Here is a 16,255-nt window from a genome sequence, read left to right as displayed (position 1 = left end):
TGTAAACTCAAAAGAGCAAACTACTTTTTTCAACGAAATGAGGACTTTATAAAAGATTATCATAGTTATATAATTTTTTATAAGTTTTCTTTAACTGTTAATAGCCTCCTAGGTATAAACCTAGGAGGCAACTCTATGGGGGACATAGAGATTTAGCATCACTATTAAATGTATGCTTGAAAATATAATACCCTGACATTTTCAAACAAACATTCAAATATTAAATTGTTAATAATATATGATATTGTAAGTCCGGATAAATCACTTTATGAAATTTAATATATAACTTTATCAGCACCCTACTGTGTTATTCAATTAAACTGTGATATAAAGTGATTTATCAACTATACAACATCCTTCTCATAAAAATCCCTTAACTATAGTTGAAAGTATAGCTGTAATTATAACAGCATTATGTTTTAAGTTTTGCAACTAAAACTCTTTTGTATTATTACCCTATAAAATTAATTTTATACCTGTAATATTAATCTTTGTTGCTGTGCTCTAAAAGTCAGTGAAAGGATATAATTTACCACAAAATATAATAATGCAATAGTGCCAAATATAAGGAATACCTGAGTTGTACTTGCGTACATTCCCATTAAAATCATTCCTTTTCCCGTAACCTCTTCTATTCCTACACCCCATAGGAAAGATGTGTCCTTTATTACAGTAATATATTGAGATACTAAAGCAGGAATCATATTTTTAAAAGCCTGCGGTATTATGATATATCTTAAGGTTTGAATATTAGTAAAACCTTGAGAGTGAGCAGCCTCCCACTGTCCTTTTTTTATAGAGTTAAGCCCACCCCTTACTATCTCACCAATAATAGCAGAAGTAAATATAGTTAGTGCTAATATTCCAGCATTTACAGGTTTCATATTCACTATAAATCTCGTTACTAGAATCCATAAAAGTGCAGGTGTATTTCTAACTATTTCAATATATACAGCTGATAATTTACCTGCGAACCCTTTAGATGTGCTTCTTAATATACCAAGTATAGTTCCAAATATCATACTTAATATTATAGTTACTAAAGCTATATAAAGCGTAAGGCCAAAGCCTTGAAGTATGAATTTTAAGTTAGTAAAAGAAAACAACTCACCCATCACGCTGTGGCCTCCTCTTTATAGTCTAGTTTATCTTCTTCTGACTGATTCCTGTTAAACATCTTGTTTTCATTCTTTTCTAAAGTTCTTGCCAGGCTTGTTAATGGGAAGCATATAATTAAATATAATATCCCTGTAACAACATAAGCTGGTCCATAGTATAAGTTTCCACTTGACCAGGAATCAGTTTGATACATTAAATCTCCACCTGCAATTATTGAAAGTATTGACGTATTTTTAATAAGATTAACAGCCTGATTTGTTAAAGGAGGAAGCATTATACTTTTTGCTTGTGGCAATATTATATATCTCATGGCTTCCCAATAGGAAAATCCCTGAGAGTATGCCGCTTCTAATTGACCTCTATTTATAGAATTTATACCTGCTCTTACTACCTCAGCGATATAAGCTCCATGGTATACCCCAATTCCTAATACCCCTATAGCAAATACAGGTAGTACTATTCCAAGATGGGGAAGTCCATTATACAAAAAGAATACTTGAATTAATAATGGTGTGTTTTGTATAAACTCTACATAAATACGGCTTATTATTTCTAATACCCTTATTTTAGAAGTAGAAAACATACCAAATAAAACCCCAATTACTAAAGACAATATAAGTGCTAATATAGATACTTTAAGAGTCATAGTGAAACCATCAAAAAATACTCTCCAATCAGTAAACAGAGCCTGCCATTTGAACCAGGCAAAAGGTCCATTCATTACTTAAGCCCCCACTTACTAATTAACTTATCAAGTTCACCTGACTTTTTCATTTCAGAAATGGTTTCATTTATGACCTTTGCTAATTCAGTATTAGTTTTCTTTGATGCAATACCATAATCTTGAGGACTAAACTTGTCAGATAATATTTTAGTATTGTCATCTAAGTATCCAAGAAGTATAGCTCCGTCTACTGAGAAACAATCAACTCTTCCTGAAGATAAAGCTGTTTTTATCTCTGGATAACTAGCGAATTCTGAGAAAGTTATTTTAATACCTTGCTTATCAGCCTCAGCTTGTAAAGCCTTTTTTGTAGTTGAGCTTTGTGCTACTCCTACTTTCTTTCCATTCAAATCTTTAAAGCTGCTTATTCCAGAATCCTTCTTTACTAATAAACCTACGCCATCTGTAAAATATGGATCAGAGAAGTTATAACTTTTCTTTCTTTCATCAGTTATGGTAAAGGTTGCAGCTACCATATCAACTTCTCCACTATCTAAAAGTGGTCCTCTTGTCTTAGCTGTTACAGCTTGAAGATCAATCTTATTCTCATCACCTAATATCTTCTTTGCCACAGCTCTTGCTATATCAATTTCAAAGCCATCAATCTTACCAGTGCTTGGATCCTTATAACCATACTTAGGAACATCTACTTTTACCCCAACCTTTAGAGTTCCTCTATCTATTATTTTTTGTATTTCTGCCGGCTTACTATCTTTACCACTGCTAGAACTAGCAGTCTTGCTTGGCGCAGAAGAACATCCTGCTAAAGTTAGTGTTAGTGCAAGGACTAAAATCGAAGTTATCTTTTTCATTGCTTTACCCCCTAATTATCTTAATATCTTGCTTAAAAATATCTTTGTCCTCTCATGTGTAGGATTTTTAAAGAAATGCTCTGGAGTCCCCTGCTCGATTATTTCTCCACCATCCATAAATATAACTCTATCTGCAACTTGTCTAGCAAACCCCATCTCATGAGTAACAACAACCATTGTTATCTTTTCATGTGATAAACCAACCATAACATCTAAGACTTCTTGTATCATCTCTGGATCTAGAGCAGATGTAGGTTCATCAAAAAGTATTATTTTTGGATGCATATTAAGTGCTCTTGCTATTGCAACTCTTTGTTGCTGCCCTCCAGATAGTTGTGATGGATAAGCATTTGCTTTATGCTTTAATCCAACCCTCTCTAAATATTCAAGTCCTGTCTTTTCTGCTTCCTCTTTAGATATTTTTTGTATCTTTATTGGAGCTAAAGTTAAGTTTTCAAGTACAGTTTTATGCGGATATAAATTGAAACCTTGAAATACCATAGCCGCTGACTGCCTTACTTTAGTGACTGGAGCCTTAGGTGCAGTAAGGTCAACCCCATCAATAATAACCTTACCTGAAGTAGGCTCCTCTAGAAAGTTCATACATCTAATCAATGTACTCTTTCCAGATCCACTTGGTCCTATAACAACTAACTTTTCTCCTTCTTTAACTGATAAATTTATATTCTTTAATACATGAAGCTTTCCAAAATGCTTATTCAAACCTTCTAATTCAATCATAATAGCCCCCCTTTTAACGACAACTCCCCAAAAACAATCAAACTAATAAAATCAAAATATTTTATCGTTATATCAAAAAATAAGATATTTTTTTAATAATATATTATACTAAGCACAAGTTTTTTGCTTATTTATATATTAACAACTTATGAAGATGTAGTCAATAAATATTCAAAACTTTGCATAATTATATAATGTTTCCTGCATATTTTTAAAATTATTATATATTTTCAAATCAAAAAAACCTTTACATTGTTAAATCAATATTATTTTTTTATAATTTTATTATTTTATAAATATACGCTCTATTATTCAAGCTATATATCAATAAAAAGCTGATTATTTTAATTCTTTACTAAAGCATAACAATAAAACTTCAGAATTTTAAGAATATACTTTGGATTGGGGAGTTGATTTATTCAGGATTTGGATGAAGCACTTTATTTTGTTTTTACATAACAATGTAAGAAACATAGTATAACCACTTCAAAGGGCTAATTTCATATATTGTTAAACTTGCACATTTCTTAAAAACGAAAAAGCTCCTCCAGATGGAGAAGCTTTTAGCTTTAATTTTAACCATAGATTACTTTATAAGTGATTTTCCTGTCATTTCAGCTGGAACTTCTAAGCCCATAACTTCAAGCATTGTTGGAGCTATGTCAGAAAGTCTTCCACCTTCTCTAAGTTCTTTAACCTTGGCATCCTTTGATACCCATAGGTATGGAACTGGTTCAGTTGTGTGAGAAGTCATTGGTCCACCAGTTGTTTGGTCTATCATTATTTCTGCATTACCGTGGTCAGCAGTTACAAATACAGTACCGTCCTTTTCAAGAACTTTTTCTATTACCTTACCTGCACATTCATCTACAGCTTCTATAGCCTTCTTAGCTGCTTCAAGAATTCCAGTATGTCCAACCATATCTGGGTTAGCAAAGTTAAGTATTATCATATCATAAGTGTCAGAATCTAGTCTAGCTAAAAGCTCTTCTGTTAATTCATAAGCACTCATTTCTGGCTTTAGATCATAAGTTGCAACCTTTGGTGAAGGTATAAGAGCTCTATCTTCGCCATTGTTTGGAGCTTCAACTCCACCGTTGAAGAAGAAAGTTACATGAGCATACTTTTCAGTTTCAGCTATTCTTAATTGGTTTAAGCCTTTATCTGAAACATATTGACCTAAAGTATTAGTTATAGTTTGTGGCTTGTACGCTACATGAACACCTTCAATTGTCTTATCATATTGAGTCATAGTAACATAAGTAAGGTCTAAAGTCTCTCTTTCAAATCCAGCAAATTCCTTATCGTTTATAGCTCTAGTTATTTCTCTAGCTCTATCAGGTCTGAAGTTGAAGAATATTACTGAATCTCCGTTTTTGATATTTGCAGTAGGCTGTCCATCTTCTAATATAACGCAAGGTAAAACGAACTCATCAGTTTTGTTATCACTGTATGACTTTTCCATACATTCAACTGCACTGTTAGCTGTTTCGCCCTTAGCATTAACTATTGCATCATAAGCTAATTGAACTCTTTCCCATCTGTTATCTCTATCCATTGCATAGTATCTACCGCTTACTGTAGCTATCTTACCTACGCCAATTTCTTTCATATAGCTTTCTAGAGCTTCTACAAAGCCTTTACCTGATGAAGGAGCAACGTCTCTTCCATCCATGAATGGGTGTACATAAACTTTAGTTAAGCCTTTTTTCTTAGCTAAAGCTAATAATCCCTTTAAGTGTTCTATATGTGAGTGAACTCCACCATCAGAAAGAAGACCTAATAAATGTAATGCACTATCATTCTTTAATGCATTATCAACAGCTAGGTTTAACTCAGCATTATCGAAGAAATCTCCGTCTTCTATAGCTTTAGTTATTCTTGTAAGCTCTTGATATATTATTCTTCCTGCACCTATATTTAAGTGTCCTACTTCTGAGTTACCCATCTGTCCTGTAGGTAAACCTACATCCATTCCACTTGCTTGAATAGTTGTATGTGGATATTCATTAAAGTATCTATCTAAGTTTGGCTTGTTAGCTGCTTCTACAGCATTTCCTTCTGACTTAGGAGCTATTCCAAATCCGTCTAATATCATTAACATTACTGGCTTTTTAGTCATATTACCCTCCATTATTCATTAATACATTTTAAGAGAAATCTCTTAATGAAATACTATAAATAGTTAACTTAGGCATTGTTATAAGCTTGCCTTAAATTTAAATATTTAAGATTCAAATACTTTAACACAGCCTTAATTTAATCTTATGTACGATAAAATATATAAGATTTATACACTCAATTATAATATGCTAGAAAATAAAAAACAATAGCAACAAACAATTGGTATTAGTTGCCTGTCACTATTGTTTATTTCTTAAAAGTTTAATACTAACCTTATAATTAAGGTGTCATTGCAAAGCTGCTACACATCTTAATTGTAAAGCACTAATTAAACATGGTAGATATTAATAGTTAACTATTGCTGCGAAGTCAGTTGCTATTAAACTTGCTCCACCAACTAAAGCACCATCTATATCTGATTGCTCCATTTGTTCCTTTATAGTTGAAGGCTTAACGCTTCCACCGTATTGGATTCTTGTCTTGTCAGCAACTTCTGCTCCAAATAAAGCAGCAACCATCTTTCTTATAGCAGCTATTGTTTCATTAGCTTGTTCTTTAGTAGCTGTTTTACCAGTTCCTATAGCCCAGATTGGTTCGTAAGCTATAACTAGCTCTTCTACTTGTTCTTTAGTTAATCCAGCTAAATCAGCCTTTATTTGAGCTTCTATAACTGCATCTGTCTTTCCTGATTCTCTTTCTTCTAAGCTTTCACCAACACATAGTATTGGAACTATCTTATGCGCAAAAGCAGCCTTTAACTTCTTGTTTACTGTTTCATCAGTTTCAGCAAAGTATTGTCTTCTTTCGCTGTGTCCTATAACAACATAGTCTATAGCTAAAGCTTCTAACATTCCTGGAGCTATTTCTCCAGTGAAAGCACCTTTTTCTTCCCAGTGCATGTTTTGAGCTCCAACCTTTATGTTAGTTCCTGCTACTGCTTTTTTAACAGCATCTAAAGCTACGAATGTTGGACAAACTACAACTTCGCTACTAGCATCCTTTACTAATGTCTTTAATTCTTCTATAAACTTAACTGCTTCATCAACAGTGTAATGCATTTTCCAGTTTCCTGCTATTATTGGCTTTCTCATATCTTTCACCTCAAAATTTTTTTAATTTCTATAACGTCCATTGATTTCAACTTAACAAGTTTAAGCTCAAGCCGCATAGAATCTATAAATTCTTAACTTCTTATCTTTTTAAATTGTAAAAAACATAAAAAGTTATATTGTTAAATTCTTTTATTTTTAACATTATAGATTTATTAGTTTATAAGGAGCGACAAAAGCCGCCCCCCACACTGATAAGTCTATTATTTATCGTTTAAAGCTGTTATTCCTGGAAGGTCTTTTCCTTCTAAGAATTCAAGAGATGCTCCACCACCAGTTGAGATGTGAGTCATCTTGTCTCCGAAACCTAGTATATTAACAGCAGCAGCTGAGTCTCCTCCACCTATTACTGTTGTAGCATCTGCATCAGCCATAGCCTTAGCAACTGCAACTGTTCCCTTGTTGAAGTTTTCGAATTCGAATACTCCCATTGGTCCGTTCCATATTACAGTCTTAGCATCCTTTATAGCTTCAGCATATAAAGCTTCTGTCTTTGGTCCTATATCTAGTCCCATAAATCCAGCTTCTATGTTTTGATCTTCAGTAACCTTAGGTTCAACATCTTTGAACTCAGCAGCTACTCTGTGGTCTACAGGTAATAAGAACTTAACATTCTTAGCTTTAGCTTTTTCAACCATTTCTAAAGCATAGTCTAATCTATCAGCTTCTACTAATGAGCTTCCTATTTCATATCCTTGAGCCTTTAAGAATGTGTAAGCCATTCCTCCACCTATGATTATAGTGTCAACCTTGTCTAATAAGTTGTTTATAACAGCTATCTTATCAGAAACCTTTGCTCCACCTAATATAGCAACGAAAGGTCTAACTGGGTTGTTTACAGCTTCTCCTAAGAACTTTAATTCTTTTTGAATTAAGTATCCACATACAGCTGTATCAACGAACTTAGTAACTCCTTCTGTTGATGAGTGAGCTCTGTGAGCAGTTCCGAAAGCATCATTTACATATACATCACAAAGACTAGCTAATTCTTTTGATAATTCTTCTCCGTTTTTGCTTTCTTCTTTTCTGCATCTTGTGTTTTCAAGAAGAACAACGTCTCCTTCTTTCATTTCTGCTACAGCTTTTTTAGCGTTTTCTCCAACTACTTCTTGATCAGCAGCAAAAACAACTTCTTTGTCTAGCATTTCGCTTAATCTCTTAGCAACTGGAGCTAAAGACTTAGAAGCATCTTTTCCTAAATGTGAGCAAAGTATAACCTTTGCATTATTAGCTATTAGGTATTTTATTGTTGGAAGTGCTCCAACTAATCTATTTTCATCTGTTATAACGCCATCTTTTAGTGGAACGTTAAAATCGCATCTTACTAATACTCTTTTACCTTTTACTTCAACATCTTCAATTGTCTTCTTATTGAAACTCATGGATTTTCACCTCTTAATTAAAATTTTAAAAGGTCTGGCCTTATAGCCATAACTACAAAACCAGACCTATATAATATTACTTAAATTCTGTTATCTAACAGAGCTATATCAGTTTAAATAGTTTAAACTATTTAGCGTCAACTTCTGACATATGGATCATTAAGTCGATTAACTTGTTTGAATAACCCCATTCGTTGTCATACCAAGAAACTAACTTAACGAAGTTTCCGTTTAATGATATACCAGCTTCTGCATCGAATATAGAAGTTCTCTTGTCATGGATGAAGTCAGTTGAAACAACTGCATCTTCAGTGTATCCAAGAATACCCTTTAATTCATTTTCTGAAGCCTTCTTAACAGCTGCCTTTATTTCTTCATAAGTAGCTGCTTTTTCTAATCTACAAGTTAAGTCAACAACTGAAACGTCGATTGTTGGTACTCTGAATGACATACCAGTTAATTTTCCGTTTAATTCAGGTATAACTTTACCTACTGCTTTAGCAGCACCAGTTGATGAAGGAATGATGTTAGCAGCTGCAGCTCTTCCACCTCTCCAATCCTTGTTTGAAGGACCATCAACAGTCTTTTGAGTAGCTGTAGTTGAATGAACTGTAGTCATTAAACCTTCAACTAAACCAAAGTTGTCGTTTATAACCTTTGCTAAAGGAGCAAGACAGTTTGTAGTACATGATGCATTTGATACAACAGTCATATCCTTAGTGTACTTGTCATTGTTAACTCCCATAACGAACATTGGAGCGTCTGCTGATGGAGCTGATATAGCAACCTTCTTAGCGCCGCCTTTAAAGTGAGCTGAAGCCTTTTCTACAGTTGTGAAAACACCTGTACATTCAGCAACGTATTCAGCACCAGCTGAAGCCCAAGCTATGTTTGCAGGATCTTTTTCAGCAAATACTTTTATAGTTTGTCCATTAACTACTAGGGCATTGTTTGCCTTATCTACTGAAACTTCACCTTCGAATTTTCCATGAACTGAATCGTAAGTTAACATGTATACCATGTAATCTAAGTCGATGAATGGATCGTTTATTGCCTTAACTTCTACATTCTTGTTGTCAAGAGCTGCTCTAAAAGCAAGACGTCCTATTCTTCCAAAACCATTGATACCTATTTTTACCATTTGAACTACCTCCTAAAAACTTTTTATATAAAATATTATTTAAAATATTTATAACAAATTTATTTACAAATTAATGATGTTTCAACTTATTGAATTATTATCTAATTAAAGTTTAAAACATTTTAAATTTGTAATTCATATTAGCATAGAACAATAAATAAACTACAGAACTAAAGTTAATGGTCGCTTTATGTCCCAGTTATGTTTTTTACGTCCCACATTCATATTATAAGATACTTAATAGAATTTTTAAATAGCAAATTAAAAAAAAATGTAAAAAAATTATTAAAGCCGCCTCACTTGGAATATTAAGTAATAAAACCTAATACTAATTTAATGAAAAAATTAAATTAAGTCTAATACAAAACCTATAGTTATATTTCTTCTTTAACCAATAAATTATACACTTTTCTTTATTATTTCAACTATTTTTTCTGCTGCACCTTCATCAGTTATAAGCACACCATTTTCTTTATTTAGCTCTGTAGCAAGTATTGCTTCTACTTTATCTTTCCCCCCAGCTACAGCAATATGAGTGGAAATCTTATTTACATCGTTTATATTTATTCCAAGGGTTTGATTTACACTTACAATCTTAGCTTCTTTATTAAAATAAAATCCAAAAGCCTCTCCAACAGCTCCTAAACTCTTAAGTCTATCAAACTGTTCTTGTGATAATCCTCTTTTTAGAGCCATCTTATCAGCTCTGCCTATACCATATATAAGTATATCCGCCCTATGTATAGTATCTATAACATCTTTAATTTCCCTTTCTTGAATAAGAGTCTCTAAAATCTCTTCACTCAAGTTTTCTGGAACATGAAGCATCTTATAGCTTCCATTTAGTCTTTCAGCTAGTCTTGCAGCAAGAGTATTAGCCTGAGTTTCAACTTTTTTACCCATTCCTCCCCTAGCCGGAACAACCATTATATTATGGGTGTTGTTTATCTTAGGAAAGTTGTCTATTACTTCTTTTACTGTACTGCCTCCTGTTATGGCAATTATATTATCACTTTTTATTATGGATTTTGCATAGTTAGCTGCTGCTTTTCCTAGTTCTTTTATTATAGTATGATCAGTGTCCATATCTCCTGGAACAACTATAACCTTCTTAGTACCTAAGGATTTTCTTATAAATTCCTCTACATCTGACAGCCCTTTTATTTCATGGATAAAGTCTTTTAAATTCTCTAATATCTCTTCTCCATCTTTCGTTACGGTCATACCTGGAGTATTTATTTCTATGAGCCCTTGAGACTTTAAAAAATTTATCTCTGTTCTCACTACTCTTTCCCCTAAGCTTAACATATTTGCTAATATTCTTCTTCCTATTGGTTGGTTATAGTATATTGCCCTTAATATGCTATATCTTTTCTCTAGTAAATCCACTAGTTCAGGCACTATCATTTTTTGTAGTTTTAATATTTCTTGCAAGATAAACACTCCTTCGGTCACCTAACGTCCCACTAAATACTTTAATGTCCCACAAATAATATTATAAACCAAGCTATTATGTTTTTAAAGTTGATTCAGAAAATATTTACCAAAAATATTACTACAAATCCTCTTAATTTTTTTCAAATAATTATATGGATTGAACTTGGTAAAATTCAAGCATTAGACAATAATGTATATATAAAAGGCAAAGACATCACTATAAATATTAAAGATTAATTGCTTAATACATTAGTGATGCCTTAATTATACTAATATTATTGAATATAAATATATTCATTTTTAATTTAAAATCTTTTTCTTTTGCTAGAGGATTTAATTCCTATTTCTTCTCTATATTTTGCTACAGTTCTTCTAGAAATATTCATTCCTCTATTATTTAGTTCATCGCATATGACTTGATCAGAAAGTGGTTTCTTTTTATCTTCACCATCCACAAGTTCTTTAATAACCTTTTTAATATTTACAACAGCTAAATCTTCATTATTTCCTTCTGTTTGTATACCAGTAGTGAATAAATCCTTAATTTTCACAGTACCTCTAGCTATTAAAATATATTTTTCTTTAACAGCTCTGCTAATAGTGGACTCATGCATATCAAGCTCTTCAGCAATTTCCTTCAAGGTCATAGGTTTAATATACTGTTCACCTTTTTCAAAATAGTCTCTCTGCTTTTCAACTATTCTCTCCAAAACCTTATGTAATGTACTCTTTCTTTGCTCAATGCTTTTAATCAAAAACATAGCACTATCTATTTTCTCTTTTACGTAGCTCTCAGCATCCTTATCTTTACTTTGATATATAATTTCCTTATATAAAGGATTTATAGTAAGGCTAGGCAAAACCTTCTCATTCATTATTATGATAAATTCATCATTTAGCTTTCTTATCTCAGCATCTGGGATTATAAATCTTTCCTCATCTCCAGTGTAAAAGCCCCTTGACGGCTTTGGCTCTAAGGTTTTAATTAAATCTCCATATTTTTGAGCATCTTGTACACTTATAGAAAACTTCTTAGCGATATTATTGTATTTATTTTCAGCTATATCCTCTAAGTGTTCGTTTACAATACTATCCAAAATATCATCTAACATGCCCTTTTTCATTAGCTGCAATTTAAGACATTCTTTTAGATCTCTTGCTCCTATACCAACAGGTTCAAGATTTTGCACCACAGCTAAAGCATCCTCTGCCAGATCTAAAGATATATTTATCTCTTTACTTAATGATTCTAAACTAATATCAAGATATCCTCTACCATCTATGCTTTCTACTATATAATCACATATATTCTTCAAGTATTCGTCTATATTTAAGATCAGTATTTGTTCATGAAGATAATCCTTTAGAGATTTCTTTGATGAAATAAACATAAATGGTGATACTTCTTCATCATAGCTAGAAGAATTCTGAGAACCATAGTTATCAAATTCCAAGTACTTTATTATTTCTTTATAATCTATTCTATCATTTACCTCAGTCTTTTCTTGGTAATCATTGTTATACTCCGCTTCGAGAACAGGATTTTCTGAATACTCCTTTTCAATGTACTGAACTAAATCTACGTTAGACATTTGAAGTATTTTTATTGAAAGCTGCATTTTTTGAGTTAAAATCAGTCTTTGTTCTTGGGTTAATTTAAATGATAACTCCATCCCCATATAAATACCTCTTCATTATATTATATAAATGTACAACTTCATTATTTAATTTTATTGTAAAATCACAAAAATAACAAGTATGAACAAAAGGTGAACCGAGATAAATTTATATTACATCTATTTTTTTAGCTATGTTTGATAATATTATTGAAAATAAGTGGTTATGAAGGAGATACTATATTAAGTATCTCCTTAAAGCAACATATCAACAAACCACTTAATATAAACCTGCCGTTTTACCTTCTACTCTATATTGGGTGGAGTAAATTCTCTTGCTTCCTCCACTCTTGTTGGCACCTTAAACTTACCACTAACTATCTCACTCTTATATTTTTCTGCAAGACTTATTATATCCTTAGGAGTATTATTGGAGGTTGACTTTGCTATCTCTATTCCTTCTCCAGAAAGCCCAAGCTTAACTACGTTGTTTTCTCCGCCTCTAAACTTTCCTTCTATACTTTCTTTACAAGCCTGATAGGAAACTTTATCTAAATTCTTAACCATTGAGGACAAAATAACATCTGTATATTTTTCATAAAGATCTCCTTGATCCACATCATTTCCTATAGCCCACTTCTTGCTTTCTTTTGCAGCCTTAAAAACTCCCTCTCCTGCAGTTCCTGCTGCATGAAATATAATATCACAATCTCTATCATAAAGTTCTTTTGCTAAAGAATAAGCTTTATCTTTATCGGTGAAAGTTCCCACATATCTCACATTCTTCTTACTAATAATTGCTTCAAAAGCTGATGGATTCACTGCTTTCACTCCACAAGCAAACCCAACCTCAAAACTTTCAGATATAGGTGTTTCAGCTCCTCCTATAAAACCAACTTTATTTGTCTTACTCATCTTTCCTGCAATTATACCCATTAGGAACGCACCTTCTTCATTATTAAAGGTTACTGACTTCACATTAGGTACATCAACAAGAGCATCAATTATAACAAAGTTCTTATCACTTTTATTTTTTGCAGCTCTAGTAATAGCATCTACCATCAAATATCCTACACCAAAAGTTAAATCACTTTCCTTAGCTGCAGAATCTATATTTTTTTGAAAATCATCCTTGCTTTTGGATTCTAACGTTGTGGTAGAAATACCAAACTGCTTCGCAGCCTTATCCACACCTTCATATACAGCTTGATTGAATGATCTGTCCTTTGTACCTGCCTCGTCAACTATTAAGGATATTTTTGTTTTTGACTTACTACTTCCTTCTTTGGATGAGGCTTCTTTCTTGCTACTACAGGCAGCTAGCATACTAGATATTACAATCATAACTATAATAGAATTAAATATCTTTTTTTTCATATTTCCCCCTCCAAACTAGATGCTTTATTTAGCCTTAAGATAAATAACTTCGCCTTTGAACTACAAATAAGTCGTATATTAAAACCTAGTATTATTATGTCCAATTTTATTTTGAAGTGCTTTATCTATATACATATAATTTATAACAATATCAATTTATTATTCTAGTAAATTAGTTGAATTATTATGTAATTTAATTAATCACCACCCATTTTATGGTATAATATTATGAAAGAATATTTCAAATCATATATAATGCATATCAAATATTTTTTTCGCGTTACCTATATTTAAATATATGTATCTATGTAGTAAATGCTATATTGTACTCTATTAAAATTAATACAAATACATAAAACAAATTTCAAAGGAGGTAATTAGTATTGAACAAAAAATTTAAATACTTTATTCCAATTTTAGTATTACTGATTCCTATGTTTATTATAGGTTGCTCAAAGGAAGAAAAACCCTCTGATGCCTTTAATAAATTCAAGACTGCTCTTAGTAAGAAAGACTATAAAGCTATGTATGAAATGTTGGATGATAAATCCAAATCCTACATAACAGAAAAAGACTTCACTGACAAATACAATAACATATACAGTAGTCTGGAAAGTAATAATATAACTGCCACTGCAAAAGATTTGCCTAGTGCTGACAAAGAAAAAAAGGACTCACTTAACATTCCATTTAACCTATCCATGGATAGCAGCTTTGGAAAACTAGACATCGCTAGTTACAATCTTCCACTAGTAAAATCTTCTGACAAAAAGGATAAAGATAACCTATGGAAAATACAATGGAGTGAAAAACTCATATTTCCTCAGATGGAGAAAGGTGAGAAAGTAAAAATACAAAGGTTAGCTGCTCAAAGAGGTGAAATATCAGACAGATCACAAGTAAAATTGGCTTATAATGACAAGGTAGCTTCTCTTGGCATTCACCCTAAGAAGTTTCTTCCAAACAAAGATGCCAGCGTTCAAGCTCTTGCTTCTATTCTCGACTTAAGTACGGACTTTATAAACAGTAAGATTAAGGACGCTGATAAAAAACCAGATGAATTCGTACCAATTGTAGATGTATCTCTTGATGAAAAAGATAAACTTTCAAAAGCTACTGACATTGCTGGAGTAAAGTATATCGAAAAAGCTTCAAGAGTTTATAACGGTGGAGAAGCAATCGGCTCTCTAATTGGCTATGTTGGCCCTATTACTTCAGAAGAATTAGAAAAAAACAAAAAAGATGGTTATGGCATTTCTAGTTCTATTGGAAAAGCAGGATTAGAACAGATTTTTGAAAAAAGATTAAAAGGACAGGACGGACTAAAACTTTATATTAGTAGGAAAGTAGAAAATAAGGATACAGAAGTTGTAATAGCAAAGAAAGACCCTGTATCTGGAGAAAACATTAAGCTATCTATAGATTTACCACTTCAACAAAAAATTTATACTGAAATGAGCGGGCAAAAAGGCGCTTCTTCAGCAATAGATCCAAAAACAGGAGAAGTTCTTTCCCTTGTAAGCTCACCATCTTATGATCCTAATGTATTTGTCACATATAAAACAAATACTATAAAGAGTAAGTTTGACACTTCATGGAAAGACATGTCAGATAGTAGGTTTAATAACTCCTATGCACCAGGATCAATATTTAAGCTTGTTACTGCATCCATAGGACTTAATAACAAAATAATTGACCCAAATGAAACCCTAGACATAAAAGGTACAAGCTGGCAAAAGGATAGTTCCTGGGGAGGCAAGAAGATAACAACTATGGTTGATCCAGGAAAGCCTGTAAACTTAAGAGACGCTCTAATATACTCTCATAATATTTACTTTGCACAGCAAGCCTTAAAGATAGGTACCGATAAGTTTGTTGAAGGTGCTAAAGCCTTCGGTATTGGAGAAGATTTTCCTTTTTCATATCCTATGGCTAAAAATCAAATATCTAATAATAATACTATAAAAAATGAAGAACTTTTAGCTGATACAGGTTATGGTCAAGGTGAACTACTTATAACTCCACTACAAGCCGCATTTTTATACAGTCCAGTAGTGAATGATGGTAATATTATGACTCCTATCTTAGAATTAAACGACAAGGATAAACCAAAAGTATGGAAGGAAGGCGCTATTAAAAAAGAGAATACCTCTATTTTAAAGGATGATCTTATCGCTGTTGTAAACAGCCCTTCAGCTACAGCTAGCCTTGCTAAAATAGATGGGGCAAATATAGGCGGCAAAACTGGTACTGCTGAGCTTAAAACCAGCCAAGATGACCCTAATGCCAAAGAAAACTCTTGGTTTGTAGGAATGAATATGGATAATCCGAAAATAGTAGTTTCTATGATAATGGAAGATGCAAAATCCATCGGTGGCACAAAGTATCTAGTACCAAAAGTAAAAAACATCTTGAGCTACTCTATAGGTTCTAAATAAATGTAATAAAAAATTCTCTAAAGAAAATACTTTAGAGAATTTTTTTTGCGCATCTACCTAACCTATCTTTGACCCTTTTCGTAAGGAACACCATCTGCTGCTGGTGCTTGAGTCTTACCAACAAAGCCTGCTAAAGCTATCATTGTTATTATATATGGGAATACTGAGTATATTTCTGTTGGTAGATTTAATCCTAAAAGCTGTGACTTTAACTGGAAAGCATCTGCAAAGCTGA

At 32.5% G+C, this 16,255-nt stretch carries 12 protein-coding genes; 1 reads left to right on the top strand and 11 read right to left on the bottom strand.

Translation table 11 applies throughout. The features are described from left to right. Positions 1-470: 470 nt before the first annotated feature. The 11 genes from GXK57_RS11115 to GXK57_RS11065 form a co-directional block, all read right to left on the bottom strand. On the bottom strand, positions 471-1,115 hold the full coding sequence (locus GXK57_RS11115; protein ID WP_160675845.1) for an amino acid ABC transporter permease: 645 nt from the start codon (positions 1,113-1,115) through the stop codon (positions 471-473). Further along, on the bottom strand, positions 1,115-1,840 hold the full coding sequence (locus tag GXK57_RS11110) for an amino acid ABC transporter permease (protein ID WP_160675842.1): 726 nt from the start codon (positions 1,838-1,840) through the stop codon (positions 1,115-1,117). Before GXK57_RS11110 ends, GXK57_RS11115 begins: the two co-directional genes overlap by 1 nt. Further along, the gene (locus GXK57_RS11105; RefSeq protein WP_160675840.1) at positions 1,840-2,655 is read right to left on the bottom strand and encodes a transporter substrate-binding domain-containing protein; all 816 of its coding nucleotides are present in this window, start codon (positions 2,653-2,655) and stop codon (positions 1,840-1,842) included. The genes GXK57_RS11110 and GXK57_RS11105 overlap by 1 nt, the downstream gene beginning before the upstream one ends. 15 nt (positions 2,656-2,670) lie before the next feature. Beyond that, on the bottom strand, positions 2,671-3,396 hold the full coding sequence (locus GXK57_RS11100) for an amino acid ABC transporter ATP-binding protein (RefSeq protein WP_160675837.1): 726 nt from the start codon (positions 3,394-3,396) through the stop codon (positions 2,671-2,673). A gap of 586 nt (positions 3,397-3,982) precedes the next feature. Next, positions 3,983-5,518, bottom strand: a complete 1,536-nt coding sequence (gene gpmI, locus GXK57_RS11095) for a 2,3-bisphosphoglycerate-independent phosphoglycerate mutase (RefSeq protein ID WP_160675834.1) — start codon at positions 5,516-5,518, stop codon at positions 3,983-3,985. 346 nt (positions 5,519-5,864) lie between these two features. Beyond that, the gene (tpiA, locus tag GXK57_RS11090; RefSeq protein ID WP_128215297.1) at positions 5,865-6,611 is read right to left on the bottom strand and encodes a triose-phosphate isomerase; all 747 of its coding nucleotides are present in this window, start codon (positions 6,609-6,611) and stop codon (positions 5,865-5,867) included. A gap of 221 nt (positions 6,612-6,832) precedes the next feature. Next, the gene (locus tag GXK57_RS11085) at positions 6,833-8,011 is read right to left on the bottom strand and encodes a phosphoglycerate kinase (RefSeq protein WP_160675831.1); all 1,179 of its coding nucleotides are present in this window, start codon (positions 8,009-8,011) and stop codon (positions 6,833-6,835) included. Positions 8,012-8,138: 127 nt separating this feature from the next. Next, on the bottom strand, positions 8,139-9,152 hold the full coding sequence (gap, locus tag GXK57_RS11080; RefSeq protein ID WP_128215299.1) for a type I glyceraldehyde-3-phosphate dehydrogenase: 1,014 nt from the start codon (positions 9,150-9,152) through the stop codon (positions 8,139-8,141). Positions 9,153-9,551: 399 nt separating this feature from the next. Further along, positions 9,552-10,586, bottom strand: coding sequence for a sugar-binding domain-containing protein (locus GXK57_RS11075; RefSeq protein WP_128215300.1), 1,035 nt, complete (start codon positions 10,584-10,586; stop codon positions 9,552-9,554). 308 nt (positions 10,587-10,894) lie between these two features. Next, positions 10,895-12,262, bottom strand: coding sequence for an RNA polymerase factor sigma-54 (gene rpoN, locus GXK57_RS11070; RefSeq protein ID WP_202127714.1), 1,368 nt, complete (start codon positions 12,260-12,262; stop codon positions 10,895-10,897). A 249-nt stretch (positions 12,263-12,511) separates the two neighbouring features. Further along, positions 12,512-13,582: a BMP family ABC transporter substrate-binding protein gene (locus GXK57_RS11065; protein ID WP_160675825.1), complete on the bottom strand. Its 1,071-nt coding sequence runs from the start codon at positions 13,580-13,582 to the stop codon at positions 12,512-12,514. Between the two features lie 383 nt (positions 13,583-13,965). Here GXK57_RS11065 and GXK57_RS11060 point away from each other — a divergent pair, with 383 nt between their 5' ends. After that, positions 13,966-16,020, top strand: a complete 2,055-nt coding sequence (locus GXK57_RS11060) for a penicillin-binding transpeptidase domain-containing protein (RefSeq protein ID WP_243156406.1) — start codon at positions 13,966-13,968, stop codon at positions 16,018-16,020. The last annotated feature ends 235 nt before the right edge of the window (positions 16,021-16,255 follow it).

This window comes from Clostridium sp. C8-1-8, assembly GCF_009928445.1.
In the GTDB taxonomy this organism is placed as follows: Bacteria; Bacillota; Clostridia; order Clostridiales; family Clostridiaceae; genus Clostridium_AR.
This window is presented reverse-complemented; position numbering and strand designations above follow the sequence as displayed.